General features: G+C 66.1%; 26 protein-coding genes. 11 read left to right on the forward strand and 15 right to left on the reverse strand.

Annotated features, from left to right (window positions below; translation table 11 throughout):
- Positions 1-43: 43 nt before the first annotated feature.
- The 6 genes from pdxS to ACFQ50_RS20350 form a co-directional block, all read right to left on the reverse strand.
- Positions 44-970, reverse strand: a complete 927-nt coding sequence (gene pdxS, locus ACFQ50_RS20325) for a pyridoxal 5'-phosphate synthase lyase subunit PdxS (RefSeq protein WP_377997433.1) — start codon at positions 968-970, stop codon at positions 44-46.
- Positions 971-1,108: 138 nt separating this feature from the next.
- Positions 1,109-1,729 carry a phosphatidylinositol phosphate synthase gene (gene pgsA, locus ACFQ50_RS20330; RefSeq protein ID WP_377997434.1) on the reverse strand — a complete coding sequence of 207 codons (621 nt, stop codon included), beginning with the start codon at positions 1,727-1,729 and terminating at the stop codon, positions 1,109-1,111.
- Positions 1,719-2,306, reverse strand: a complete 588-nt coding sequence (locus tag ACFQ50_RS20335; protein ID WP_377997435.1) for an HIT family protein — start codon at positions 2,304-2,306, stop codon at positions 1,719-1,721. Before ACFQ50_RS20335 ends, pgsA begins: the two co-directional genes overlap by 11 nt.
- 20 nt (positions 2,307-2,326) lie before the next feature.
- A complete protein-coding gene (gene thrS / locus ACFQ50_RS20340) occupies positions 2,327-4,291 on the reverse strand; it encodes a threonine--tRNA ligase (RefSeq protein WP_377997464.1) in 1,965 nt (654 codons plus the stop codon).
- Between the two features lie 203 nt (positions 4,292-4,494).
- Positions 4,495-8,037: a DNA polymerase III subunit alpha gene (locus ACFQ50_RS20345; protein WP_377997436.1), complete on the reverse strand. Its 3,543-nt coding sequence runs from the start codon at positions 8,035-8,037 to the stop codon at positions 4,495-4,497.
- The gene (locus ACFQ50_RS20350; protein ID WP_377997437.1) at positions 8,034-8,399 is read right to left on the reverse strand and encodes a DUF6504 family protein; all 366 of its coding nucleotides are present in this window, start codon (positions 8,397-8,399) and stop codon (positions 8,034-8,036) included. The genes ACFQ50_RS20345 and ACFQ50_RS20350 overlap by 4 nt, the downstream gene beginning before the upstream one ends.
- Before the next feature lie 157 nt (positions 8,400-8,556).
- Between ACFQ50_RS20350 and ACFQ50_RS20355 the strand changes: the two genes are divergently transcribed.
- A complete protein-coding gene (locus ACFQ50_RS20355; RefSeq protein WP_003800653.1) occupies positions 8,557-8,943 on the forward strand; it encodes a hypothetical protein in 387 nt (128 codons plus the stop codon).
- 125 nt (positions 8,944-9,068) lie between these two features.
- Here the strand turns inward: ACFQ50_RS20355 and ACFQ50_RS20360 are convergent, their stop codons facing one another.
- Positions 9,069-9,395 (reverse strand): chorismate mutase, encoded by a 327-nt coding sequence (locus ACFQ50_RS20360; RefSeq protein WP_111905387.1) that lies wholly within the window; start codon positions 9,393-9,395, stop codon positions 9,069-9,071.
- A 14-nt stretch (positions 9,396-9,409) separates the two neighbouring features.
- On the opposite strand from ACFQ50_RS20360, the gene ACFQ50_RS20365 reads away from it, so the two are divergent.
- Complete coding sequence (locus ACFQ50_RS20365) at positions 9,410-9,832, forward strand: VOC family protein (protein ID WP_377997438.1); 423 nt, start codon at positions 9,410-9,412, stop codon at positions 9,830-9,832.
- A gap of 8 nt (positions 9,833-9,840) precedes the next feature.
- Here the strand turns inward: ACFQ50_RS20365 and ACFQ50_RS20370 are convergent, their stop codons facing one another.
- A complete protein-coding gene (locus tag ACFQ50_RS20370) occupies positions 9,841-10,590 on the reverse strand; it encodes an SOS response-associated peptidase (RefSeq protein WP_377997439.1) in 750 nt (249 codons plus the stop codon).
- Between the two features lie 102 nt (positions 10,591-10,692).
- Between ACFQ50_RS20370 and ACFQ50_RS20375 the strand changes: the two genes are divergently transcribed.
- On the forward strand, positions 10,693-10,950 hold the full coding sequence (locus ACFQ50_RS20375) for a mycoredoxin (RefSeq protein WP_078028863.1): 258 nt from the start codon (positions 10,693-10,695) through the stop codon (positions 10,948-10,950).
- Positions 10,951-11,050: 100 nt separating this feature from the next.
- On the opposite strand, the gene ACFQ50_RS20380 is transcribed toward ACFQ50_RS20375, so the two are convergent.
- Positions 11,051-11,302: a hypothetical protein gene (locus ACFQ50_RS20380; RefSeq protein ID WP_377997440.1), complete on the reverse strand. Its 252-nt coding sequence runs from the start codon at positions 11,300-11,302 to the stop codon at positions 11,051-11,053.
- Positions 11,303-11,462: 160 nt separating this feature from the next.
- Between ACFQ50_RS20380 and ACFQ50_RS20385 the strand changes: the two genes are divergently transcribed.
- Positions 11,463-11,825, forward strand: a complete 363-nt coding sequence (locus ACFQ50_RS20385) for a VOC family protein (protein ID WP_377997441.1) — start codon at positions 11,463-11,465, stop codon at positions 11,823-11,825.
- A 53-nt stretch (positions 11,826-11,878) separates the two neighbouring features.
- Here ACFQ50_RS20385 and ACFQ50_RS20390 read toward each other — a convergent pair whose 3' ends face one another.
- Positions 11,879-12,652 carry a biotin/lipoate A/B protein ligase family protein gene (locus ACFQ50_RS20390; protein WP_377997442.1) on the reverse strand — a complete coding sequence of 258 codons (774 nt, stop codon included), beginning with the start codon at positions 12,650-12,652 and terminating at the stop codon, positions 11,879-11,881.
- Between ACFQ50_RS20390 and ACFQ50_RS20395 the strand changes: the two genes are divergently transcribed.
- A complete protein-coding gene (locus ACFQ50_RS20395; protein ID WP_377997443.1) occupies positions 12,651-13,028 on the forward strand; it encodes a DUF2177 family protein in 378 nt (125 codons plus the stop codon). The two genes, ACFQ50_RS20390 and ACFQ50_RS20395, sit on opposite strands and share 2 nt — an antisense overlap.
- A gap of 29 nt (positions 13,029-13,057) precedes the next feature.
- On the opposite strand, the gene ACFQ50_RS20400 is transcribed toward ACFQ50_RS20395, so the two are convergent.
- Complete coding sequence (locus tag ACFQ50_RS20400) at positions 13,058-13,870, reverse strand: thioesterase family protein (RefSeq protein WP_377997444.1); 813 nt, start codon at positions 13,868-13,870, stop codon at positions 13,058-13,060.
- 152 nt (positions 13,871-14,022) lie between these two features.
- Between ACFQ50_RS20400 and ACFQ50_RS20405 the strand changes: the two genes are divergently transcribed.
- The 6 genes from ACFQ50_RS20405 to ACFQ50_RS20430 all read left to right on the forward strand — a co-directional run bounded on the left by ACFQ50_RS20405 (position 14,023) and on the right by ACFQ50_RS20430 (position 20,075).
- Positions 14,023-15,093, forward strand: a complete 1,071-nt coding sequence (locus ACFQ50_RS20405; RefSeq protein WP_377997445.1) for a phosphodiester glycosidase family protein — start codon at positions 14,023-14,025, stop codon at positions 15,091-15,093.
- 9 nt (positions 15,094-15,102) lie between these two features.
- Entirely contained in the window at positions 15,103-16,182 is a 1,080-nt protein-coding gene (locus tag ACFQ50_RS20410) for a GtrA family protein (RefSeq protein WP_377997446.1), read from the forward strand.
- A 26-nt stretch (positions 16,183-16,208) separates the two neighbouring features.
- Positions 16,209-16,805 (forward strand): DUF4956 domain-containing protein, encoded by a 597-nt coding sequence (locus ACFQ50_RS20415; protein ID WP_377997447.1) that lies wholly within the window; start codon positions 16,209-16,211, stop codon positions 16,803-16,805.
- Positions 16,802-17,596 (forward strand): polyphosphate polymerase domain-containing protein, encoded by a 795-nt coding sequence (locus ACFQ50_RS20420; protein ID WP_377997448.1) that lies wholly within the window; start codon positions 16,802-16,804, stop codon positions 17,594-17,596. The genes ACFQ50_RS20415 and ACFQ50_RS20420 overlap by 4 nt, the downstream gene beginning before the upstream one ends.
- A gap of 43 nt (positions 17,597-17,639) precedes the next feature.
- Positions 17,640-19,190: a carbohydrate-binding domain-containing protein gene (locus tag ACFQ50_RS20425; protein WP_377997449.1), complete on the forward strand. Its 1,551-nt coding sequence runs from the start codon at positions 17,640-17,642 to the stop codon at positions 19,188-19,190.
- 180 nt (positions 19,191-19,370) lie between these two features.
- The gene (locus tag ACFQ50_RS20430) at positions 19,371-20,075 is read left to right on the forward strand and encodes an endonuclease/exonuclease/phosphatase family protein (protein WP_377997450.1); all 705 of its coding nucleotides are present in this window, start codon (positions 19,371-19,373) and stop codon (positions 20,073-20,075) included.
- Positions 20,076-20,127: 52 nt separating this feature from the next.
- On the opposite strand, the gene ACFQ50_RS20435 is transcribed toward ACFQ50_RS20430, so the two are convergent.
- The 4 genes from ACFQ50_RS20435 to ACFQ50_RS20450 all read right to left on the reverse strand — a co-directional run bounded on the left by ACFQ50_RS20435 (position 20,128) and on the right by ACFQ50_RS20450 (position 23,080).
- Positions 20,128-22,011 carry a DUF5671 domain-containing protein gene (locus ACFQ50_RS20435; RefSeq protein ID WP_377997451.1) on the reverse strand — a complete coding sequence of 628 codons (1,884 nt, stop codon included), beginning with the start codon at positions 22,009-22,011 and terminating at the stop codon, positions 20,128-20,130.
- Positions 21,969-22,448: a hypothetical protein gene (locus tag ACFQ50_RS20440; protein WP_377997452.1), complete on the reverse strand. Its 480-nt coding sequence runs from the start codon at positions 22,446-22,448 to the stop codon at positions 21,969-21,971. The genes ACFQ50_RS20435 and ACFQ50_RS20440 overlap by 43 nt, the downstream gene beginning before the upstream one ends.
- Positions 22,449-22,456: 8 nt before the next feature.
- Complete coding sequence (locus tag ACFQ50_RS20445; protein WP_377997453.1) at positions 22,457-22,645, reverse strand: DUF1918 domain-containing protein; 189 nt, start codon at positions 22,643-22,645, stop codon at positions 22,457-22,459.
- Positions 22,646-22,729: 84 nt separating this feature from the next.
- Entirely contained in the window at positions 22,730-23,080 is a 351-nt protein-coding gene (locus tag ACFQ50_RS20450; RefSeq protein ID WP_377997454.1) for a TraR/DksA family transcriptional regulator, read from the reverse strand.
- Positions 23,081-23,082: the final 2 nt, after the last annotated feature.

The following is a 23,082-nucleotide window of genomic DNA, read 5'->3' on the forward strand; positions in this document are numbered from 1 at the left end:
CCTTGGAAGGTGACCGGCCGCCGTCGTTATTAATTACGTGCTGTTACCAGCCGCGCTCGGCGAGGCGGTGCGGCTGGGGGATCTCGTCGACGTTGATGCCGACCATGGCCTCGCCCAAGCCGCGGGAGGCCTTGGCGATGACGTCCGGGTCATCGAAGAAGGTGGTGGCCTTCACGACGGCGGCGGCACGCTGGGCCGGGTTGCCGGACTTGAAGATGCCGGAACCGACGAATACGCCGTCGGCGCCGAGCTGCATCATCATCGCGGCGTCGGCCGGGGTGGCGATGCCGCCGGCGGTGAACAGCACCACCGGGAGCTTGCCGGTGGCGGCAACTTCCTTGACCAGTTCGTACGGGGCCTGCAGTTCCTTGGCCGCGACGTACAGCTCGTCCTCGGGCAGGGCGGCGAGCTTCTTGATCTCGGCGCGGATCTGGCGCATGTGCGTGGTGGCGTTGGAGACGTCGCCGGTGCCGGCCTCGCCCTTGGAGCGGATCATGGCCGCGCCCTCGTTGATGCGGCGCAGGGCCTCACCGAGGTTGGTGGCGCCGCAGACGAAGGGAACGGTGAAGTTCCACTTGTCGATGTGGTTCGTGTAGTCGGCCGGGGTCAAGACCTCGGACTCGTCGATATAGTCGACGCCGAGGGACTGCAGGATCTGGGCCTCGACGAAGTGGCCGATGCGGGCCTTGGCCATGACCGGGATGGACACGGCGTCGATGATCTGATCGATCATGTCCGGATCGGACATGCGGGACACGCCGCCCTGGGCGCGGATGTCGGCCGGGACGCGTTCGAGCGCCATGACGGCAACGGCACCGGCGTCTTCGGCGATGCGGGCCTGCTCGACGTTGACGACGTCCATGATGACGCCGCCCTTGAGCATCTCCGCCATGCCGCGCTTGACGCGGTTGCTGCCCGTCACGCTGTTGGCGGACGAGCCGGCTTCGTTGCTTACATCAGGTGTAGACACAAAAACCCCTATGGGTAGCTAGATGACCTTCGCCGGCAGTGCAGGCGGCACGGACATGCCGTTTTTGCACACACCGGATTACCGGATCCATTGACCGGGCAGTCCTAATACTAGTCCCACCGCGGCGGCCCGGCTTAATCAGGTTTGTTCGGAGTCTTCCAGCGACTGGACGCGCACGGCCAGGACGCGCTGGACCACCGTGACCAGGCTCGCCGCGGCCAGCAGCACCAGGGTCGCCAGCAGCACCACGGGCGGCAGTCCGGCACCGGTCAGGCCGGTGATCACCAGGACGGAAACCAGCCGTTCGGCACGTTCGGCAATGCCCACGTTCGCCTTGAAGCCGAGGGATTCGGCCTTCGCCCGGACGTAGGAGACCACCATGCCAAGGACAAGGCAGACGACGGCGGCAATGGCTATGGGGGTATCCGCACCGCCGGTGAAAAACCAGATGGCCAGGCCGGCAAAGAGGGCACCGTCCGCCAGCCGGTCCAGGCTGGAGTCCAGGAAGTTGCCCCAGCGGCCGCCAAGGTTCTGCATCCGGGCCATGATGCCGTCGATGACGTCGGAGAAGATGAACGCCGTAATGAAGACGGTTCCCCAGAACAGCTGGCCCAACGGATAGAACACCAGGGCCCCGACCACCACGCCGGCAGTTCCCACAATGGTGATGGCGTCCGGCGAGACGCCCATTTTCAGAAGCCAGCGTGCAAGGGGGGTGAACAGCGCGGTGAAGAACCCGCGGGCATGCCTATTCAGCATGCGTCTCCCCGGGCCAGGCGTCGGCGACCTGCTGGCGGACCTCGTCGAGGGTCTGGGTGATCGCCTTGGTCTGGGCGATGATCGGGAAAAAGTTTCCATCCCCGCCCCAGCGCGGCACAATGTGCTGATGCAGGTGGCCCGCGATGCCGGCCCCGCCCACGACCCCCTGGTTCATACCCAGGTTGAAGCCGCCGGGATTCGCCACCTTACGCAGCACCCGCATGGCGGTCTGCGTCAGCTCGGCGAATTCGGCCGTCTCCTCCACCGTCAGGTCCGTGTAATCGGGGACGTGGCGGTACGGGCACACCAGCAGGTGGCCGGGGTTGTAGGGGAACAGGTTGAGCACCACATAACTCGTGCGTCCGCGGCAGACGATGAGCGATGCCTCATCGCTGCGCGCGGGCGCAATGCAGAACGGGCAGTCGTCCTGGTCCTTGAACTGGTGCTGCCCGCCCTTGATGTAGGCCATACGGTGCGGAGTCCACAGCCGCTGGAAGGCATCCGGAACGCCGGCGAGGCCAAAATCGTCCGTTACTTCCGCGTCGCCCGGATAGCCCGACCCTGTGTTCTCCTGCACGTGTGCCCCCTCCGCCGCGGCTAGCTGGTCCGGTTGCGGACGGCGTCCACGATCCGCTGGACAGCCTCGGCCACGGGCACGCCGTTGTCCTGGCTGCCGTCCCGGAACCGGAAGGAGACGGCACCGGCTTCGGCGTCCTCACCGCCGGCGATCAGCACGAACGGGATCTTGTCCTTGCTGGCCGTGCGAATCTTCTTGGGGAAGCGGTCCGAGGAGATGTCCACCTCGGCGCGGATGCCGGCAGCCTTGAGCTTGTCGACGACGTCGAACATGTAGTCGTTGAAGGCCTCCGCCACCGGGATGCCCACCACCTGCACGGGAGCAAGCCAGGCCGGGAAGGCACCGGCGTAATGCTCGGTGAGGACGCCCATGAACCGCTCCACTGAGCCGAACAGGGCCCGGTGGATCATGACCGGGCGCTGGCGGGTGCCGTCGGCGGCCTGGAACTCCAGTTCGAAGCGCTCAGGCAGGTTGAAGTCGAGCTGGATCGTGGACATCTGCCAGGTTCGTCCCAGGGCGTCCTTCGCCTGGACCGAGATCTTGGGCCCGTAGAACGCGGCTCCGCCCGGGTCCGGAACGAGCTCCAGCCCGGAGGCCTCTGCCACTTCGGCCAGGGTGCGGGTGGCTTCCTCCCAGGTGGCGTCGTCGCCGACGAACTTGTCCTCGTTCTTGGTGGACAGCTCGAGGTAGAAGTCGTCCAGGCCGTAGTCCTTGAGCAGGCCGAGGACGAAGTTCAGCGTGGTGGTGAGCTCGTCCTTCATCTGCTCGCGGGTGCAGTAGATGTGGGCGTCGTCCTGTGTCATTCCCCGCACGCGGGTCAGGCCGTGGACCACGCCGGACTTCTCGTAGCGGTAGACGGAGCCGAATTCGAACAGCCGCAGCGGCAGTTCGCGGTAGGACCGGCCGCGGGAACGGAAGATCAGGTTGTGCATGGGGCAGTTCATCGGCTTCAGGTAGTAGTCCTGGCCGGGCTTGCGCACGGTGCCGTCCTCGTTCAGTTCCGCGTCAATGTGCATCGCGGGGAACATGCCGTCCCGGTACCAGTCGAGGTGGCCGGATACCTCGTAGAGGTGCCCCTTGGTGATGTGCGGCGTATAGACGAACTCGTAGCCGGCGTCCACGTGGCGCTGCCTGGAATAGTCCTCCATGGCCTTGCGGATAATGCCGCCCTTGGGGTGGAAGACCGGCAGGCCCGAGCCCAGCTCGTCAGGGAAGGAGAACAGATCCAGCTCGGCGCCGAGCTTCCGGTGGTCCCGGCGCTCGGCCTCGGCGATGCGTTCCTGGTACGCCTTCAGGGCGTCCTTGGTGGGCCACGCGGTGCCGTAGATGCGCTGCAGCTGCTGGTTGTTCTGGTTTCCCAGCCAGTACGCGGCCGAGGACCGGGTCAGCGCGAAGGCGTTGGAGATGAGCTTGGTGTTGGGCAGGTGGGGGCCGCGGCACAGGTCGCACCAGACGCTGTCCCCGCTCTTGCGGTCGACGTTGTCATAGATGGTGATGTCGCCGGCGCCCACTTCGACATTGACGCCTTCACCGGAGTCTGCGGCGTCGTTCTTCTTGCCCAGGAGTTCGAGCTTGTACGGCTCGTCCTTCATCGCCACGCGGGCCTCCTCCTCGGACACCACGCGGCGGACGAACTTCTGGTTCTGGTTGATGATCTTGAGCATCATCTTTTCCAGGGTCTTCAGGTCTTCCGGGGTGAAGGGCTCCTCGACGTTGAAATCGAAGTAGAACCCGTCAGTGATGTAGGGACCGATGCCCAGTTTTGCATCCGGGCGCAGCTGCTGCACGGCCTGGGCCATGACGTGGGCGGTGGAGTGGCGCAGCACATTGAGCCCGTCGGGGGAATCGATGGTGACGCCCTCAACCTCGGCACCCTCGGGAAGAGGCTGGTCCAGGTCCTTGAGTTCGCCGTCGACACGGGCCACAACGACGTCGCGGCGCTCAAAGAAGAGTTCCGCGCCGGTGGTCCCGGTAGTCACCTTCATTTCTTCGCCATCGACGATGAGGGTGATCTGCTGGGCATCTGACACGGGTGTCTCCTATTCAAAGTTCAGGCTTCGTAGCTTGTGGCGTACGGGGACCACAGCCAGCCTCGTCAATGTTATCTGTTGCTCAAGTGGCGAGCCAAAGCGCCACGGCGGCGGCCAGGTGGAACACTGCGGAGCCAAATGGAAACCGGGACGGCGGGTCAGCTTCCCAGGCCTGTGATGGCCAGGTTCCTGCTGATGCCTTCCAGGGGTCCCGGCTGCCTGATGTCCTCCTGGCCGGCAGGCTCACCGCCTTCAGGGAACGGCAGGGTGTCCACCTGGCTGAGGTCCCAGGCCATGCTGGCGCTGAGGCTGATGCCGCGCGGACCGGTCCGCCGGGTGGTTCCCCTGATCAGCAGCAGCCGGGTGCCGAACAGCAGCGGACCGGCATGTTCCTGCGCCTCGTGGAAGAACACTGAATCCACACACCCGGTGCCGTCGTCGATGCTGATGAAGACCACCCGCCTGCCGCCGCGCATGGGCGGGGTCTGGGTGGCGATCCGGACGCCGGCCACCAGGACCTCCGTGCCGTTGCGCAGCCCCAGCAGTTTGTCGGCCGTGGTGACGCCAAGCCGGTCCAGGAGCGGCCGGTGGCTGGACATCAGGTGTTCGCTGACGTCAACCGCCATCAGGTCAAGTTCCGCCCGGACGTTCTCCACAGTGGTGGGCTCCGGCAGCCCTGCCTTAACGTTCCGCAGTTCGACATCCCCAAGCGGCAGCGCAAGCTGACCCTCAATGATGTCGGCGCCTTTCTTTGCCGGCTTGCTCTGCAGGCTCTGCAGGTGGTGGACAAGGTCTGCCCGGTTGGCTGTCCCGCCTGATTCCCGGTGCAGTGCGTCAAAGGCACCCAGTTGGGCGAGCCGCTTGATGCTGGGCTTGCTCAGCCTGGAGCGTGCCCTCAGGTCCGCCAGGGAGTCATAGGGCTGGCCGGCAACGATCCGCTTCAGTTCAGAACCGGACAGCCCGAAAATGCCATTGAGGCTCAGCCGGATGCCCAGCTTTCCCTGGTCGGGGCCGTCCGCGACCCGCTCCACCCTGTACTCAGCCCCGCTGCGGTTGATGTCCAGCGGAAGGATGGGGATGCCCATGCGGCGTGCTTCGGCAACGAGAAGGCGCTTGGGGTACATCCCGGGATCGTGTTCCCACAGGCCCGCGAGAAACGCCTCCGGATGGTGGGCCTTCAGCCAGGCCGACTGGTAAGTGGGCACGGCGAAGGCGGCGCCGTGGGCTTTGCAGAACCCGAAACTGGCGAACGATTTCAGGGTGCCCCAGACCTTGTCCACGACGTCCGGCTGATACCCCCTGGCTTTTGCCTCGCGGCGGAAAAACTCCTCAACCTGGCCTTCCTTCACTTCGTTGCTTAGGGCCCTGCGGAACTCGTCGGCTTTTGCCAGCCCGCAGCCTGTCATCACGTCAAAGGTCCGCAGGATCTGCTCATGGAAGACCGTCACCCCGTGGGTTTCTTGAAGTACCGGTTTCAGGTCCGGGTGCGGGTAGGTCTCCGGCGCGAAGCCGTGCCTGTGTTCGAGGAAGGGCCGCACCATGTCCGATTTCATGGGGCCGGGGCGGAACAGTGAGATGTCGATGATGAGGTCGTTGAATTCACGCGGGGCCATCTTGCCCACCAGTTCCCGCTGGCCCGGTGACTCGATCTGGAAGCATCCCAGCGTATGGGTGCTTCTGATCAGCTCATACGTCGGCTCATCATCCAGGGGCACGGCATTGAGGTCGATCAGGCCGCCTTCGTTGATATAGTCCGGTCCGTTGCCGGCAGGGCCGACGGGATGGGCTCCGGCAGCCACTACTTCTGCCTTGGAGGGATGGATGCGGATGATCTCCCGCACGGCAAAGGCCATGGCGCTTTGCATCCTGACTCCCAGGACATCCAGTTTCAGCATGCCCATGGGGTCCATGTCATGTTTGTCGAACTGGCTCATGGGCAGGCCAAGGCCGCTGGGCTGGACGGGGGTCCGGTCCAGCAGGGTGGCATCTCCGAGGATCACCCCGCAGGGGTGCATGGAGATGTGGCGCGGCAAGCGGTCAAGCCGTTCGGTGAGGTCCACCAGCAGGTCCAGCTGCTGGTTCTCGGAGAAGTTCCGCTGTTCCACCCGTCCGGCGAACTCGCGGAGTTCCGGTTTTTCCTCCAGGGCCTCCCGGAACTTCCGCGCCGAGAAGCGCCACAGCTGTTTGGCAATCTCGCCGACATCGCCGTCGTCCATCCCCAAAGCCATGCCGGCGTCACGCACCGCACCGCGAGCGCGGTAGCCGTTCTGCATGCTCATCAGCGTGACGCGCTGGGAGCCGAACCGGTCAAAGATCTTCCGGTAGACGTTGTGCCGCTCCGCACTTTCCACGTCAATGTCGATGTCAGGCAGCGTGGACCGGTCGCCGGAGAGGAAGCGTTCGAAGATCAAGTCATGCTGGAGGGGGTTTACCTGGCTGATGTCGATTAGGTAGTTGACCAGGCTGGAGGCCCCCGATCCCCGTGCCGCCGCCCGCACGCCCATGTCCAGGATCATGCGGGAGACCTCGGCCACGGTGAGGAAGTAGGAGGCAAAGCCAAGGCGGGCGATGATCTTCAGCTCATGCTGCAGCCGGGAGCGCATGTCGGCTTCCGCCTTCCCGGAGATGCCGGGGAATCGCCGCGCAATTCCGGCCTCGCAGCGTTGGGCCAGTTCCGCCAGCGGATCCCCTTCAATGCCGATGACGGCGGCCTCGGGGACCACTGGCTGCTTCCAGCCCATGTCAGACTCGGGGTCCATGCGGCAACGGTCAGCGAGCGCCTCTGTCTGCGCGAGCAGCACCTGGAGATCGGCGGTCCCGTAGCCGGCGGCGTGGATAATTTCCTTGCCCAGCTCCACCATTTGGTCCGGGGTTTTCAGCCAGCCCTGCCCATTCGGCTGGAGCAGCGGCGCGGCGCAGAGCTCGGGAAGAGACTTCAGCGTGCGGGCGGAATCCAGGACGTCTGCGGTGGCAGCCCCGTCCTCCTCGCAGTAACGGACTGCGTTGGTAAGTACGGCCGGCACGCTGTACTCCTGGGCCAGTTTGAGCATGCGGACCGCATGGGCCGTGCTTAGGGGCTCCCCAGGTGCACTGAGGTGGGTGACGATCTCTGCTGCGATGCTTCCTGCCGGCATGGCGTCCAGCCAACCCTTGAACAGGGTGCGTGGCCGGAGGTACCGCCGGCCGCCGAGTGCCAGGCCGACGTCGGAATCCGGGCCCAACAGAACGGTGAGCACCGGTTTCAGGGTTTCCGGGTCCAGGACGCGGGAGGCGAGTTCCGCCCTGGTGACGGCAACGGGTACCGTTCCCCCAGCCTTGCCCGTGGTGCGGGCATGGGCGTCGGAGATCAGCCGGCACAGTGCCTTGTATCCTGCGCCGTTATTGTGTCCGTGCGCAAGCACCACGACACGCCCGGTGACGCGGTCTGCCGAGAACCGTGTTTTGGAAACCCGGGCATCAGGCAACCCGTCCTCGTGGTCCCCGTCGTCGTCGAACACCGACAGGTCCACGCCGACCACTGGGTCAATCCCTGCAGCCATGCATGCCTTGAGGTGTTTGACGGTGCCATACAGGCCGTCCCGGTCCGTGCACCCGAGGGCAGTTGCGCCCTGGGCGGCTGCAGCCTGGGCGAGTTCATCTGGCCAGGAGACACCATAGTGGGCACTGAAGGCGGTGGAAACGTGTAGGTGAGTGAAGCTCATGCTGATTTGTGTTGGAGTGCGTCTTTTGGCCGGAGGGCGTCGTGGATGCGGAGCAGCCGCCAGCGTCCGCTGCCGGTATGCCGCACCAGGTCAAGGGTTAGTGGTTCCGTCGGTTCTGCAGCCGGAGCTTCAGTCGGGGTACTTCTGCCTGCAGGCATGACCTGCACCCGCCAGATCTCATGGTCTACAAGCCCGGGGCCGCTCCCCAGTGGTGCACGCCGTTCTTCGGCCCACCACTGGCGGCGCTCGTACCAGCGCAAGGGTTCAGCACAGACCCGGTACTCCCTGCCGCCCCACCGAAGCTCCGCCGGCTCACCGGTAGGCGCGCAGACGACGTCAACAGACTCGCTGAACGTTCCCATGGGTGCCTCCGGATACCAATCTCATCCTGCAGAAAATACGCAGCAGAATTTACACAGTAATTCGAATATGTATTCGAATAGTTCCAGTCTACGCCGGGCCGCAGACAAAACCTAGATGGGTGTGGACGGACGGCGGCTCACAGGGCAGGATGGTCCCATGAGTTCCAATGACGCGCTCCTGAAGCAGGTAAGCATCGCCGCCAAAGAAAGCACATTGGTGGCCAAGTTCGATATCGACGGCAACATTCCAGCATCGGGCGCCTTCGTGGTGGGGCTCGTGGCTGCCACTCCGGATTATTCACATCAACGGAGGCTGGGAATCGAGTTCATGAACGGCGAGGCGGTCTCGATCTACTCCTTCAGCCATGACGGCACGGAGGAGAACTTCGACCTCAGCAGCGTTGAGCACTCGGGCAACACCATCACAGGCAACTTCCCCATGAGCACGGTACTGGGGCTCGACAAGAGCCACCTCATGTCCGCGTTCAGCGAGGCCGACGGGCGGGAATTCCAGTCCGGCGTGCCCGTTGAGGAGAAGCTCTAGAGGGTCAGCGCCCCCGCGTGCGGCACCGGGCAGCAGCCCGATCAGCCGGCCCCGCGCCTCGGCGCGCCTGTCTGAGGCCTGAAACCGGCCGCCGCCAGAAAACGGCTACAGCCAGAGACAACTGATCAGCTGTTGTCGTTGTGGATTTTCATCTCAAGCTCGATGAACTTCGAGATCATGGCCCGGTACGTGGTTTCCACGATGTCCGGGTCGATTTCTTTTTTCTCGGCGGCCAGGCGCACGTGCTCGATGACCCGCTCCACGCGCCCCGGGGCCCGCACTTCGGCGTCGTCGCCCTTCAGCGTTCCCGCGATGCGGATCAGGCGCTCACGGCGGGCAATCAGCGTGACGATCTGCTCGTCCACCTCATCCACCGCGACCCGCACGGCGGCGAGCTGTTCCCGGTCAGCCTGGGCATTTTTCTCGTCTCCGTGATTTGTGGGCATGATCATGACAGTATCGAACCATGCAGCCCAGAGTCGATTTTATTTCATTGGGAGTGCGCAGCGTGGCCGCCTCCCGGCGCTTCTATGTGGACGGTCTGGGCTGGCCGGTCCACCGCGAGGTTCCCGGCGAGGTGATCTTTATCCAGGCCAACCACGGCCTGATCCTCTCCCTGTGGGATGCCGGACAGATGCAGTCCGAGGCCGCCGTCGACGCTCCCGCCGCCGTTCCCTGCATCACGCTCAGCCACAACGTGGGCGGCTCCGAGCAGGTGGACCAGGTGATGGCACAGGCAGAGTCCGCCGGCGCCGCCGTCGTGGCCCCTCCCAAGACCCAGCCCTGGGGCGGCTACACCGGATACTTCGCCGATCCGGACGGCTTCCGCTGGGAGATTGCGTTCAACCCCACCTGGACAGTGGACGACGGCGGCCGGGTCACCGTCTGATTGCAGCGTCAGAAAAGCGCCTCCACCGGCTCGATGAGCTCGGGCGAGTTGTTGCGGACGTTTCCCACGGCCTTGCCCACGGAGTCCACCCGCCAGCCGGCGGCAACCTCCTTCACGCCGGACCGGACGAGGTCCACCAGGCCGGCGGCGTCATCCACCTGTGGGTCCAGCCAGGCTGCCAGCGTGTCGCGGCTCATCGGCAGCGGGACGCGGTCGTGGAGCGCCGTAAGTTCGGCGAACACCGTGCCTTCTGTTCCCGCCGGCGGCGAGTCCGCCGTCATGATGGACATCGACAGCATCCACTGGGCGGCTTCACCCGGCGGCACGGACGGGTCCTTCCACCACTCGTACAGTCCGGCGAAGGCAATGGCGGACTCGTCCCGGGGGTGGACGTAGTACGGCTGCTTGCTGCGGCCCTCGCCCTGCTTCCATTCGTAGTAGCCGTCGGCCGGGACTGCGCAGCGCCGTGACTGCACCGCCTTGCGGAACGCCGGCCTCTCGAGGACCGACTCGCTCCTGGCATTGATCATCTTCGCGCCGATCGCCGGGCTTTTCGCCCAGGACGGCACAAGACCCCAGCGTGCGACGTGCAACTGGCGGACCGTGTCGCCGTCGATGAGCCGTTCCAGGACGATGGGCGCGCCGTCCGTGGGCGCAACGTTCCACGACGGCGGGATTTCGGTTTCGTTCTCAAGTTCGGCGTCGAATTCGGCCAGCAGGTCCCCCACTGCCCGGGCCATGACGTAACGTCCACACATGGCACCAGCATGCCATTGCAACAGAGGCTGGGGAATACCGGTGCCCGGGTTACGGTTGTGGGGAAGGAAACCGACAGCACCATATCAATCCGAGGAGAGCCCGTGGACTTTACCCCCGAAGACGGCACCATCACCATGTTCTCGACCACCTGGTGCGGCTACTGCAACCGGCTGAAGAAACAGCTGGACGCCCAGGGCATCGGCTACACCGAGATCAACATCGAAGAGGTCGACGGCACGGCCGAGCTCGTGGAGCAGATCAACGGCGGCAACCGTACGGTCCCCACCGTTCTGTTCCCGGACGGTACCGCTGCGACGAACCCGTCCGCAGCCGAGGTCAAGAGCAGGCTCGCCGCGTAGGGCTGAAGATTCAACAGTGAAGGCACCGGAGACCGGTGCCTTCACTGTTTCCGTGCCGTTGCTGTCGCAGGCTTCCGGCGGCTTCACGCCCTCCGGCGACTCAGACCTTTTCGCCGATCCGGTCCTGCATCGGCGTGGGGGCGTGGGCTTCCTTGCGGCGGGGTTCCTTGCGGCGGGCCAGAAAGGCCCACAGCCTGGTCTCGTCCGCGTGGCTCCGGTGTTCCGGATGGTCCACAGACAGCGGTTTCCCGGGCGCAGCTTCCGGCGGCACCGGTTCCCGGTGCGCCTCAGGCTTTCGGACGGTATCCTTTCGGGTGTCCCAGCCAAAATCCGCCCGCGATGAATAGCACATCACCGACCTCCTTTTCAGCGGCTGTTACTTAATCGTCCTCTCCTCAGCGTTTGAAATCGACACGTCAGGGTACGAAAAATCCGGGCCCGGCGGCGCTTCCGGCGATAGCCGGTCCGGCGCGTTCCAGTCCGAGCTCCTTCCCGCGTTCCAAAGGATTGCTGTGAATCCAGTTTCCCCGCAGATCGGCACCGTCTTTGTCCCCGTCAGCGATATCGAGGAAGCCCGCGACTGGTATTGCGGCATATTGGGCGTGCCCGCCGATGGGAAGGTCCTGCTGGACCATCTGTACATCCTCCCCATGGAGGGGGCCGGCCTCGTCCTGGACAGCAGGATCTACTCCCCCGGCGCCGTCTTCCAGGTTCCTGCATTCCACTTCAACGCCGCCGATATCCACGAGGCCCACGCATTCATGACAACCCGGGGCGTGGAACTCACGGACGTCAACGACGACCAGTGGTTCAACTTCCGGGACCCGGACGGCAACGTCCTCATGATCTGCCAGATCCCTGCAGCCACGGAATAGCAGACCACCTGATCGGCCGCGGACGGAGCGCGCCGAAGAGACCCGTGCAGCCGCTACGCGCTAAGGCTGCTGAAGTCCGCCTGGCCCATCGTGGCGTAGCCCGCGTAGGTGCGGACCACCGCGTCCTCGATAGCCTGCACGTCAAGGCCGGGCACGAGGTCGTTGACCGCACCGGCCGTCGCAGGATCCCAGTCGAGCCCGAGGGCCGCATAACTGGCCGTGAGCACCTCGCGGATAGGCCCCGAGTTCTCCACCACGACGACGGAGCTGAACAGCCAGGCGCCGGACACCACACGCTGGGCTGTGCCCACCAGCTTGACCCGGTGCGCAGGGGCGTCCGGGGCGAACCCGTGGACGCTGTACTCACCCGGGCAGTACTCCCCCGGGATCTCTCCGACGGCGGCGTGCACGCCCACGCCCTGCAGGGCCCCCGCCAGCATTTCACCGAAAAAGGCGAAACGGCCTTTGGCTCCGGCGATCGCATCGCTGTGCGGCTCTACGTGGTCAATGATGAGGGTGCCTTCGTGGTACGCGGCGGCGCGGCCTCCCGCCTTGCGGATCAGCGGTTCGAACCCCAGGTCGCGGCACGCCTGGGCGGCGGCGCCGAAGCCGGGCAGGCGGGTGTCCCGCTGGCCGAAGGCAACAGTGGGCGCTGGCCGGTACAGCCTAAGGGTTGGCCCGATGTCCCCGGCCCTGGCCTTGCCGAGGAGCTCGATCCCGAAATCAAGGTCCCGGACGGCGCCGAGGGACTGCTCCTGCCGGACGAGGGTCAGAGTCCGTGAATCAGCCCCGGCCTGCTGCATGTTGCTAAGCTCCCTTATGGTCATGTTGCAATTCCTGGTCGTCGCGGCTGCCTTCGCCGTGATCGACGCCCTGTGGCTCAAGTTCATGAACCCGTTCTACCGCAGCCACATCGGTGAATTGCTGGCTGACCGGCCCAATCTAGGGTACGCCGTGGCGTTCTATTTGATTTACATTGCGGGCATCGTTTTCTTTGCCCTGCGGCCCGCGCTCGACGGCGGCACCTGGCTGACCGCCGTCGGCCACGGGGCGGCGCTGGGCGCCTTCGCCTACGCAACGTACGACCTCACCAACGCGGCGACGCTCAAGACGTGGCCGCTGCAGCTCATCGTCGTGGACATTGCGTGGGGCGCCCTCCTGACCGCCCTCGCCACGCTGGCGGGCTGGCTGGTCTTCCACTAGGCAGCCAATGGTCACCAGGCAGCCAGCGGTCAGCTCTTCCGCAGCGTGAGGATCTGTTCCGCCCGTCCGAAGGGGCCGGACAGGTCGTGGAGCACGGTCGAGGTGAGGCCGATGCCGTCAGCGCCGAAGGACACGGCGTTGTCCAGTCCCAGCCACTCGCCTTCCGGCCGCCGGTACATGTGGATCTGGAGGTCGAGGTTGGGGAACGCGTAGCTGTCCTTGCCCGGAGGAACCCGCGCGGCAATTCCGTTGGCGGTGTCCACCAGCCCCATCAGCCGTGCCGTGTCCGTGCTGTCGTTACCGTCCGTCAGCGGATGGTCCGTGCGCAGCCACACCTTCCCGGCGCCGGGCCGGTGACCTTCTGCCACCCTCATTTCCAGGGAGCGGATGTACCCTCCCGGCCACACGCTCGCGCCGTCGTAGGGCTTGCATTCGTCCGGCGACGGGATCATGCCATCCTCGACGGCGGCCACCGCGGACGTATCGCTGGTGATCATGCGCCAGGCCGTCACCCTGATGGCAACGCGCCCGGCCGCCACCAGCTCAGCCTGCAGCAGCTCGATGGTGCGACCCGGGCGAAGGGTCGTGGTGACGACGTCAAATTCACCGCCCGGGATCAGTCCCAGGATCTCGTAGCTGAGCCTGGCCATCCGCATGTCGTCCCGGGGTTCGTGCCGGTCCAGCCGGTCGGCCAGGAGTCCCGACGCCGGGGCCATGTGCTGTTCGTGGGCGTTCCAGGCCCCTTGGGCGTGGATGGTGGAGCGGAAGCGGCCGCCGCCCAGGTCCTGGTAGTAGAAGTCGCCGTCGGCGAGTTCCGGCAGTTTGGGCGGTTCAGCAGTCAACGTTGACTCCTTCAAAGCGTGGTCGGTTAATCCCGGTTCACTCTATCGCCTCCGGCGTACAGAGCGGCTTCAGGCCCCGCCCCGGACGCTTTCACAGCTTCCTCAAATGCCCGGCTCACGGCCGGCATAAGTCAGGTCCATACAAATGATGCATGACCTCACAGCAGAACTCCCCCACCGAAGAAGTCCAGCCAGGCGGAGCCCATCTACACGGCGAAGCCAACCAACCCGGCGAAGCGCGCTGCCCCGGTGAGCCCGGCCCGCCCGGCCCAGCCCGCAAGCGCAGCAAGGCCAGGCCGACGCGCCGGGCCATTCTGGCCGGCGCACTGGCGCTGACGCTTTCCGCTGGCGGCGCAACCGCTTGGGCGCTGGACCGGTTCGTGGTTCAGCACGTGGAAATCTCCGATGTTTCCGCCTACGAGGCAGCCCAGGGTGCGTCCTCCGACGCCACGACGGTGGGATCGTCCGCCTCCGTCAGCGACACCTCGTACACGGCCGACGGCGCCAACATCAACATCTCCACGGTGGTGACCGGCAGCGGTGACAGCAAGGTCACCTACTACGTTGCCGACGTCGTGCTTGACGATGCGACGACGCTCAAGTCCGCGTTCGCCAACGACAGTTTCGGCGAGAACATCACCCAGACCACCTCTGAAATAGCGGCGGCCCACGATGCAGTCTTCGCCATCAACGGCGACTATTACGGCTTCCGAGACACCGGCATCGTTATCCGCAACGGTGTTGTCTACCGGGACGAGGGCGCCCGCCAGGGGCTGGCTTTCTACCGGGACGGAACCGTGAAGGTCTACGACGAAACCGCCACCAACGCTGAGCAGCTGGTCTCCGACGGCGTCTGGAACACGCTGTCCTTCGGGCCGGCAATCGTCCAAGCGAGCGAGATTGTGGACGGCATCGAGGACGTCGAGGTGGATACCAACTTCGGCAACCATTCCATCCAGGGCGAGCAGCCGCGCACCGCCGTAGGTCTCATCGGCACCAACCACCTGGTCTTTGTGGTGGTCGACGGCCGCAGCCCTGGCTACAGCGCCGGCGTGACCATGACGGGCATGGCACAGATCATGAAGGACCTCGGCGCGGAGACTGCGTACAACCTTGACGGCGGCGGCTCCTCCACCATGTATTTCAACGGCGGACTGGTCAACAACCCGCTCGGCGCAAACCGCGAGCGCGGCACCTCGGACATCCTGTACATCGGCAAGTGAGGTCCCGCCATGATCATCCTGATCCCCGCCTACGAGCCGGACACCCAGCTCCTCGAAGTGGTCGGCGCGATCCGCGCGGCAGACCCCGCCCTCACCCTGGTCGTCATGGATGACGGCAGCGGGCCGGCCTACGGGCAGATTTTCGACGGCGCCCGCCGGGCGGGCGCCCACGTCATCAGCCATGCAGCGAACCGGGGCAAGGGCGCTGCGCTGAAAACCGGCTTCCACTTCATTCTGGACCGTTTCCCCGGCCAGGCCGTGGTGTGCGCGGACAGCGACGGCCAGCACAGCGTTGTGGACATCCTGCGCGTCGCAGAGCTCGCCGGCACGGACGCCACCGCCGTGGTGCTCGGCGCCCGCACCTTCGCCGGCGACGTTCCCGCACGCAGCCGTCTCGGGAATGCCGCCACCAGGCTGCTGTTCCGGCTGGCCACCGGCGAGCGCATCGCCGACACGCAAACAGGCCTCCGCGGCTACCCGGCATCGATGCTGCCGTGGCTCCTGACCGTCAGCGGCGAGCGCTACGAATATGAGCTGAACCTCCTGCTCGAGGCCAAGGCGGCCGGGTACCGCATAGCCAGCCTGGGCATCGCCACCATCTATCTGGACCACAACTCCGGATCCCATTTCCGGCCACTCGCGGATTCGGTGCGCATCTATGCCCCGCTGCTGAAGTTCCTGCTGTCGTCCCTTGCCGGTTTCCTGATCGACACGGTCGCCTTCCTGGCCCTCAGCGCAGCCACCGACTCGGTCCTGGCAGCCGTCGTTGGCGCCCGGGGCCTGAGCGCCACGGCCAACTTCCTGATCAACCGCAGGCTGGTGTTCAAACACGGCCGCGAGAAGCCTGCCGGCGCCACTGCAGCGCGGTACTTCGCCCTGGCGCTCGCCCTGCTGGCGGCCAACTACGCACTCCTGACGGCGCTCGCAGGCGCCGGCGTCGCGGACCTGCCGGCCAAGCTGCTCACCGAGATCGCCCTGCTCGCCGCGAGCTACGCCATCCAGCAGCGGTTCCTGTTCGCCGCAGGTCATAAACCAGACCTTGTTCCGGCACAGCCCCGCCACAGCTTGGCCGTGAATCGTAACAAGTAGCCCACCACGAGACTCCGGAGAACCCCATGAACCACCTGATACTTATCGCCGCAGACGTCATCGCCATCTGCGTGCTCACCTTCGCCCTTTACGTCCGGCGCCACCGGCGCAGGGACCTGGCCGTCTCCTACCTCGGGATGAACATCGGCGTCCTGGCCGTGGCCACAGCACTCTCCGGTTCCGCCGCCGGCCTGGGACTGGGGCTGGGCCTTTTCGGGGTTCTCTCCATCATCCGGCTGCGCTCCACCGAACTGGCGCAGCACGAGGTGGCCTACTACTTCTCTGCCCTGGCCCTGGGCCTGATCTCAGGCATAGGCGTTGAACCGGTCTGGCTGACCGTGTCCCTCATGTGCCTGGTGCTTGGCGTGATGTTCGTCGGCGACCACGAGCGGGTCCTTCCGGCCTACCGCCACCAGACCGTTGTCCTGGACCGCGCCATCTCCCGCGAGGACGAACTCACCGCCCGGCTTGAGGATCTCCTCGCCGCCAAGGTCCACACCGTCACCGTGCAGGAACTGGACCTCGTGAACGACAAGACCACCGTTGACGTCCGCTTCGCCTGCCTCCCCGCCCGCGGAACCCGGCGGAGCAGTCTGACCAGTCTGGACGGAGCGGCGGCATGAGCCCAACACCCGGGACTCGGGAAGCAATGCTCCCCAACCTTGCCGCACTGCCGCCGATCGGCCTCGAGGAGCTCAACGCCGAAGCCGCCCTGCAGACCCGGGTGGACCGGAAGTACGTGGTACCCGCCGCGACCGCCCGGCAGGTGCTGGCGACCTTTAGCAGCCGGGCCCGCGTCCTCGAAATGGACGGCCTCCGGTCCTTCGCCTACGACTCCGTCTACTTCGACACCCCGCAACTGCACAGCTACATGCTCGCGGCGCGCGGCCGCCGCCGGCGCTACAAGATCCGCACCCGGACCTACGCGGACACCGGAGCCAGTTTCCTTGAGGTCAAGACCGAGGGGACACGTGCGGCCACCGTCAAGGAGCGCATCCCCTATGGCATCGCGGACCGCTCCCGGCTCACCGCAGAGGGCCTGCTATACATCAGCGAAACCCTGGCCACGGCCGTTGGCGGCGTTCCGGACGGCGCCCTCGGTCCCGTGCTGGAAACCCGCTACCGCCGGACCACCCTCTACCTCCCGGAGTCCGGCAGCCGCGCAACCATCGATTCAAACGTCACGTGGCAGGCCGGGGACGGCCTGCCGTGGGTTCTCGCCGGCAGCGTAGTGCTCGAGACCAAGTCCGGATCGGCCGCCGGGCCGCTGGACAGGCACCTCTGGCAGCACGGTATCCGGCCCTCCAGGATCTCCAAGTTCGCCACCGGCATGGCGGCGCTGCACCCGCATCTGCCCGCCAACCGCTGGAACCGGACCCTCCGGCACAGCCTGCATTTGGCACCGGCAGCCTGATCCACCGCCCTGCATTCCACCGAAGACCTCCAAAGGAACCACCATGCGCAAATTCAGCAAGACATTCTCCGTGGCCGCCTTCGCCCTGGCCCTCACCCTCGCCGGCTGCTCCGCCTCGGGAAGCACCGCCTCCAACGGAACGTCCGGCACCACTTCAACGTCCGGCACCCAGATGGTGACGGCAGCCTCGATTTCCGAGGACACGCATTACGACGCCGACGACCTCACTTGGGATGCGGCCAAGGAAGTGGCCGTCACGCTCAAGGACGGCGCCACCACGGTGGCAGGCTCAGCCGCCGGAGTGAAGATCGACGGCGACACCGTCACCATTAGCGCCGCCGGCACTTACCGGCTGTCAGGTTCCCTCAGCGACGGCAAGGTGGTCATCGCCGCCGGCGAAGAGGACGTGGTACGCGTGATCCTCGACGGCGTGACGCTCACCAGCTCAACCGGCTCACCGTTCGTCGTCCAAAGCGCCAACGAGGCCATCCTGTTCCTCGAGGAAGGCACCACCAACTCCATCAAGGACGCGGCAACGTACGCGGACCAGGGCACCGACGCTCCGAACGCTGCACTCTACTCCCTGGCCGACCTGACACTGGCCGGGACAGGCTCACTGGACGTCACCGGCCAGTACAACGACGGAATCGTGTCGAAGGACGGGCTGGTCCTGGCCGCCGGCAATGTCACCGTGAAAGCCGCCGACGACGGCATCCGCGGCAAGGACTACGCCGTGCTGCTGGACGGCACGTATCAGATCACCGCCGGCGGCGACGGCTTCAAATCGGACAACGACACCGACGACGGCCGCGGCTGGCTCCTGGTCAACGGCGGCAAACTCACCGTCAGCGCCGGAGACGACGGTGTCAAGGCGCAGAACCAGCTTGCCATCGCGAACGGCACCGTGACCGTGGCCGAGTCCTCGGAGGGCCTCGAGTCCCAGCACATCGCCATCAGCGGCGGCACGGTCTCGGTGACTGCCTCCGACGACGGCGTGAACGCCTCCGGCGGCGCCTCCACCGCAGCCCAGCCAGGCGGCGGCATGGGCGGCGCACCCGGCGGCGGAGAATCGGTGGGTGACTACTCCGCAGACATCTCCGGCGGCACCATCACCATCAATTCCGAGGGTGACGGCCTGGACTCCAACGGCAACGCCTCCATCTCGGGCGGCACCGTGGTGGTCAACGGGCCCGAAAGCAACGGCAACGGCGCACTGGACGTCAACGGTGAGCTGGCGGTCAGCGGTGGAACTGTGGCGGCAGCAGGAAGCGCCGGCATGGCGGTCACCCCGGGAACCAGCTCCACCCAGTCGGGTGTGCAGGTCACTTTCGCCACGACTGTACCGGCCGGCACCGCCGTGCAGCTGGCAGACGCCGACGGCAAGCTCGTGGCCACGTTTGTGACCACCAAGGCCACGGGTTCGCTCGTCTTTTCGTCGTCGGCCATCGAGGCAGGGAAGCAGTACACGGTGTACACCGGAGGCGCGGCGAAGGTGGACTCAGGACTGGGCGGCGGCTCCCTCGACGGCGCCACGAAGCTTGGCACGGTCACGGCAGGGGAATACACGCAGGGACACGGCCCCGGCGGACGGTAACCGGGGAATCTGGCAAGCGGCAGGTCAGCGGGCCGCGGCACCCGGCGGAATCCGGCGCACGTCCGGCGCGGCACATTTTGCCCCGCCGGACGCGCGCTTAATGTCCGGATCTCCATATGATGATCTGGGTAGACTCGGAGACTGGTCCTTCTAGCAGCCCTCGGAAGAGGTGTTCCACTGATGCGAGTAATTAGCTACAACCTCCGCAAGCACAAGGCGAGTGGCGAACTGATGAGTCTGGCCCGCAACTTTGGGATAGACGTCCTGTGCCTTCAGGAATGTGACTCATCCGATCTGCCCGACACGCTCGGCCCGCTCCACCTGGCCGACTACACCAAAGGCAACCGGCTGGGCCTGGCCATTTATTACCGGACAGACAGGTTCACGGCCCTCGACACCCAAACTTTCGCGCTGAAGAAATCCATGCACGACCGTGTGATGGCACCGGCCCATGAGCGGCTGATCGGCACCCGGATGGTGGACAACGAAACTGACCATGAGCTGGTGGTGGGTTCGTTCCACGCAGCCCCGCTCACGGCGTCGAACTCACTGCGGCGCAAGCAAATCCACGCGGCGCACGCCGAACTTCTGAGCATGGGCACCGGGCTCATGACACTGATGGTGGGCGACTTCAACTATCCGTTCTTCACCAAGAGCCTTGACGCGCACATGAAGAACTCCGGCTACGCGCTGTCCCTGAGCAACCGCAGGACCTACACCCGGTACAAGGTCTTCAAGGGCCACTTCGACTTTGCCACGTCACTGGGCCTGGACATTGAAAGCGTGGAGACACTCCCCCGGGGGAAGTCGGACCACCTGCCCATCCTGGTGACGGCCGAATACGGCGCAGACCGGGCTCCGATCAAGGCGCAGCCGGTTTCCTGAAGCTGTACCCTGCCCGGCCGAGCGCCCAACTGGGTAACAGCTCGGGGCGTTCTCAGGGCTGGGAACGCCCCGAACTGCTACCCAGTTGCCGCACCGGGATGACGTCAATCCGGGCGCCGGGTCCGACGACCACCAGCACCCGCTCACCGCTCACACCCTCCAGCGCCGCCACAACTTCTCCGGGATCCAGTCCCCTGCGTCCGGAGGAGGCGGCAGCACCGCCGTCGGACTCTGGCTGGAAACCGGCAGGTGGGCCGGACCGTTGCCATACCGTCACATCGGCCCCGGTGGCCTCACGGATCGCGCGCGACAGCGGAAGCGGGTCAGAACCGGACACCAAAATGACCTGGCCAATAGCCCGTGGCCCGGCCCCGTCCGGACCGGCCTCCTGCAGCGGAACGTTCTCTTGCCCCGGGGGGCCAGCGTCCGCCGGCAGCACAGCACGCTCCCGTCGCCAGACGCTGTAGTGATAGGCGGCCACGAGCGCGGTGGCGGTCAGCAGTCCGAGCGGCGCCCGGATCCGTCCCACCAGGTTTCCAGCGCTCGCCGGGTCCAGCAGATACTCGAAGGCCTGGTAGCCCACCACCAGCAGGGCGATCAGTGCCACCACGGCGCTGATCCCAAAAATGGCCACCAAATAGATGCGCCGTCCGGCAGCGCGGCGGGATGTCATGCCGTCCGCACGGTCGTCGCTCGCCGGCTCCCGCAGGTTCACCGGCTGCCACGCCCTCCACCAGACGGCCCCGCCCACGGCCAGTGCACTGATGCCGCCCAGCAGCAGCGTGCGCGTGCCCGTTCCCGCCAGGGTTGTTTCGGCAAAGCCCAGGGCGGCGTTGACAACGACGCCCACACCTGAGGCCGCAGCGACCAGTGCCACTCCGGACGCCAACAACTGCCCCGTCTCCCGCATCTTCGCGGACCTCGTGGCCGTCAGCACCGAGTGGTAGCGCCAGACGAGGGAACCAACCACTGCCGCGGCCAGCGCTGGGCCGAGGGGATCCACGAGCCGGATCATCTCTTCGGTGCGGTCCAGTACCAGCCGCAGCAGGACGAACACCGCAGTGATGGCGCCGGCCATTGCCGTGATGCAGCCGCCCAGCACACCGAAGACCGCCGCGGCCACGTTGGCCAGCGGTGAGGACAGGCGCCGTGCTTCGCAGCGGAGCCAATGCCACCACCACACGAGGAATCCGCCGCTGGCCCAAATGAGCGGCTGCAGCACCGAAACCCACCAGGGCGATCCCACGTCGTGTGTATCCGCCAATCCCCGCAGCGCCGCATCGAGAAGACTGCCGAGCGCGGTAATGGCTCCGCCGGCAAATATGAGCAGCCCCAGTACCGACCCTGCGAGCGCCGGGACGGTGACCAGCCGGCGTGGCCCCTTGCCGCGGTGCTGCCACATCCACCGGTGCCACGCCCAGACAGCCGCCCACACCACACCAGTAGCCAGGGAGGAACGCCATTCTGTTGCTTCAGCCACGGAATCGGCACCCCGCGCGCCCGCCGCGGCGCGGGCCAACAGCCCGACCAGTTGAGCTGATGCGCCGAGCAACGCGGTAACAGCAGTGACGAGGGCGATGGTGTAGACGCCTGCGATGTAGAGCCCCCAAGCGACTGAGGAGCGCTCCGCCTCCTCCGCCTGCCGGCGCCACACGAGCCACCAGAGGACGGCCGCCATGCACCCGCCGACCAGGCCGAACGCGAGGGACCGGGCGAGGCTCCCGATGTCGTTGCCGGCGAGCGCCGTGTTAGCGGTCAACAGCCGCTCCAAAAGTCCGGCCACACCGGACGCGGCGATCAGCACGAGGACGAAGAGCAGCACAAAGACCACCAGCCGCCGCACGGCGGGCACTGCCCGCGATGATGCCCCGGGGGTGGCGGACCGGACGGCACTCACGGCGTCGCCGCCGGAACCGGGCAGATGGTGAGTTGCCACGGGGCGGTCGCAACGAGCCAGTTGCCGTTGACCCTTTGCAGGCCAAACACTGCCTCGGTCTCGTACTCGGGGTTCCCGAACGGACCGCTGCCGCTGGACGTGGTCAGGACGACGTGCACTTCCGCCGTGTCGGCATGCTCCACGGTGGAGGCCAGCGTGACCCGGAGCGTGCCCGCCGCAGGACGGTCCGCCGGGACGCACGGCTTGTCCGGGTACGAAGTCCCGAGGCGTCCTTCCGTCGAATAGCGCGCGGCTGCCGCGCCGTCGTTGTTGAGGACGGCCGCCGCATACCGCTGGACCACTCCCGCCGGCGTGTTCTCGGCCAGCGGTTCCGGCTGGCCCCGGAAAAGGACCACAGCGAGCGCCACGGCGACAAGAACGGCAATGATGGCAAGGACTGCGATCAGGGTCCGGTCGGGCCGTGGAGGTGCGGTCATCCGGGCAGCTAGGTGGTGTGGTGCTCGACGGTGAAGTCGCCGCCGGGGTAGAGGATGGTCTCGTGACCATCGTCAAAACGGACATGGTACGGCGGCGCTCCGTTGGCGCCCTTGACTTCCAGAATCTCACCGTGCCGGTCCGAGGACTCCACTGTCCTGCCCCGGATGATGATGCGGTCTCCCTGGGTTGCCTGCATGGCAATCACCTCCCAGCCCTAGAGTACGATGCTCTTCCCTCCGGCGGAACAGCCCCGCGGGCATGGTCCGGGATGGGGCTGGGATTAAGCCCTGCCGCCCGTGTGGCGGATGCAGAAGGGGGTCCAGGGCCGGGCCTCCAGCCGCCCTTCGGCGATCTGCTCCCCGCACACCGCGCATATTCCGTAGGTGCCGGACGCGATGCGCCCGAGCGCGGCATCCACCTCCGCCAGTCCGGAGCGGCTTTGGTCCAGGAGCGCCGATGCCTGCGAAAGTTCAAAGGCGATGGTGGCACCCTCGGGGTCGTGTTCGTCGTCGACGTTCGAGTTGTGCCGGGCAGCGTTGGCCGAGGCTATGTCTGCACGGAGGGCCGGCAGGAGGGCAAGCTTCCTGTCCCGTTCCTCTTCCAGCAGCAGCCGGAACTTCTCAGTGTCCATCG

It is taken from the genome of Arthrobacter sp. NPDC056493, from assembly GCF_042795115.1.
GTDB lineage: Bacteria > Actinomycetota > Actinomycetes > Actinomycetales > Micrococcaceae > Arthrobacter.

Excerpts from the sequence above, each read along its gene's own strand:
- pgsA (WP_377997434.1), bottom strand. The coding sequence starts at position 1,729 with ATGCTGAATAGGCATGCCCGCGGGTTCTTCACCGCGCTGTTCACCCCC.
- thrS (WP_377997464.1), bottom strand. The coding sequence starts at position 4,291 with ATGAAGGTGACTACCGGGACCACCGGCGCGGAACTCTTCTTTGAGCGC.
- ACFQ50_RS20345 (WP_377997436.1), bottom strand. The coding sequence starts at position 8,037 with ATGAGCTTCACTCACCTACACGTTTCCACCGCCTTCAGTGCCCACTAT.
- ACFQ50_RS20350 (WP_377997437.1), bottom strand. The coding sequence starts at position 8,399 with ATGGGAACGTTCAGCGAGTCTGTTGACGTCGTCTGCGCGCCTACCGGT.
- ACFQ50_RS20355 (WP_003800653.1), top strand. The coding sequence starts at position 8,557 with ATGAGTTCCAATGACGCGCTCCTGAAGCAGGTAAGCATCGCCGCCAAA.
- ACFQ50_RS20360 (WP_111905387.1), bottom strand. The coding sequence starts at position 9,395 with ATGATCATGCCCACAAATCACGGAGACGAGAAAAATGCCCAGGCTGAC.
- ACFQ50_RS20365 (WP_377997438.1), top strand. The coding sequence starts at position 9,410 with ATGCAGCCCAGAGTCGATTTTATTTCATTGGGAGTGCGCAGCGTGGCC.
- ACFQ50_RS20370 (WP_377997439.1), bottom strand. The coding sequence starts at position 10,590 with ATGTGTGGACGTTACGTCATGGCCCGGGCAGTGGGGGACCTGCTGGCC.
- ACFQ50_RS20380 (WP_377997440.1), bottom strand. The coding sequence starts at position 11,302 with ATGTGCTATTCATCGCGGGCGGATTTTGGCTGGGACACCCGAAAGGAT.
- ACFQ50_RS20395 (WP_377997443.1), top strand. The coding sequence starts at position 12,651 with ATGTTGCAATTCCTGGTCGTCGCGGCTGCCTTCGCCGTGATCGACGCC.
- ACFQ50_RS20390 (WP_377997442.1), bottom strand. The coding sequence starts at position 12,652 with ATGACCATAAGGGAGCTTAGCAACATGCAGCAGGCCGGGGCTGATTCA.
- ACFQ50_RS20405 (WP_377997445.1), top strand. The coding sequence starts at position 14,023 with ATGACCTCACAGCAGAACTCCCCCACCGAAGAAGTCCAGCCAGGCGGA.
- ACFQ50_RS20410 (WP_377997446.1), top strand. The coding sequence starts at position 15,103 with ATGATCATCCTGATCCCCGCCTACGAGCCGGACACCCAGCTCCTCGAA.
- ACFQ50_RS20415 (WP_377997447.1), top strand. The coding sequence starts at position 16,209 with ATGAACCACCTGATACTTATCGCCGCAGACGTCATCGCCATCTGCGTG.
- ACFQ50_RS20420 (WP_377997448.1), top strand. The coding sequence starts at position 16,802 with ATGAGCCCAACACCCGGGACTCGGGAAGCAATGCTCCCCAACCTTGCC.
- ACFQ50_RS20425 (WP_377997449.1), top strand. The coding sequence starts at position 17,640 with ATGCGCAAATTCAGCAAGACATTCTCCGTGGCCGCCTTCGCCCTGGCC.
- ACFQ50_RS20430 (WP_377997450.1), top strand. The coding sequence starts at position 19,371 with ATGCGAGTAATTAGCTACAACCTCCGCAAGCACAAGGCGAGTGGCGAA.
- ACFQ50_RS20440 (WP_377997452.1), bottom strand. The coding sequence starts at position 22,448 with ATGACCGCACCTCCACGGCCCGACCGGACCCTGATCGCAGTCCTTGCC.
- ACFQ50_RS20445 (WP_377997453.1), bottom strand. The coding sequence starts at position 22,645 with ATGCAGGCAACCCAGGGAGACCGCATCATCATCCGGGGCAGGACAGTG.
- ACFQ50_RS20450 (WP_377997454.1), bottom strand. The coding sequence starts at position 23,080 with ATGGACACTGAGAAGTTCCGGCTGCTGCTGGAAGAGGAACGGGACAGG.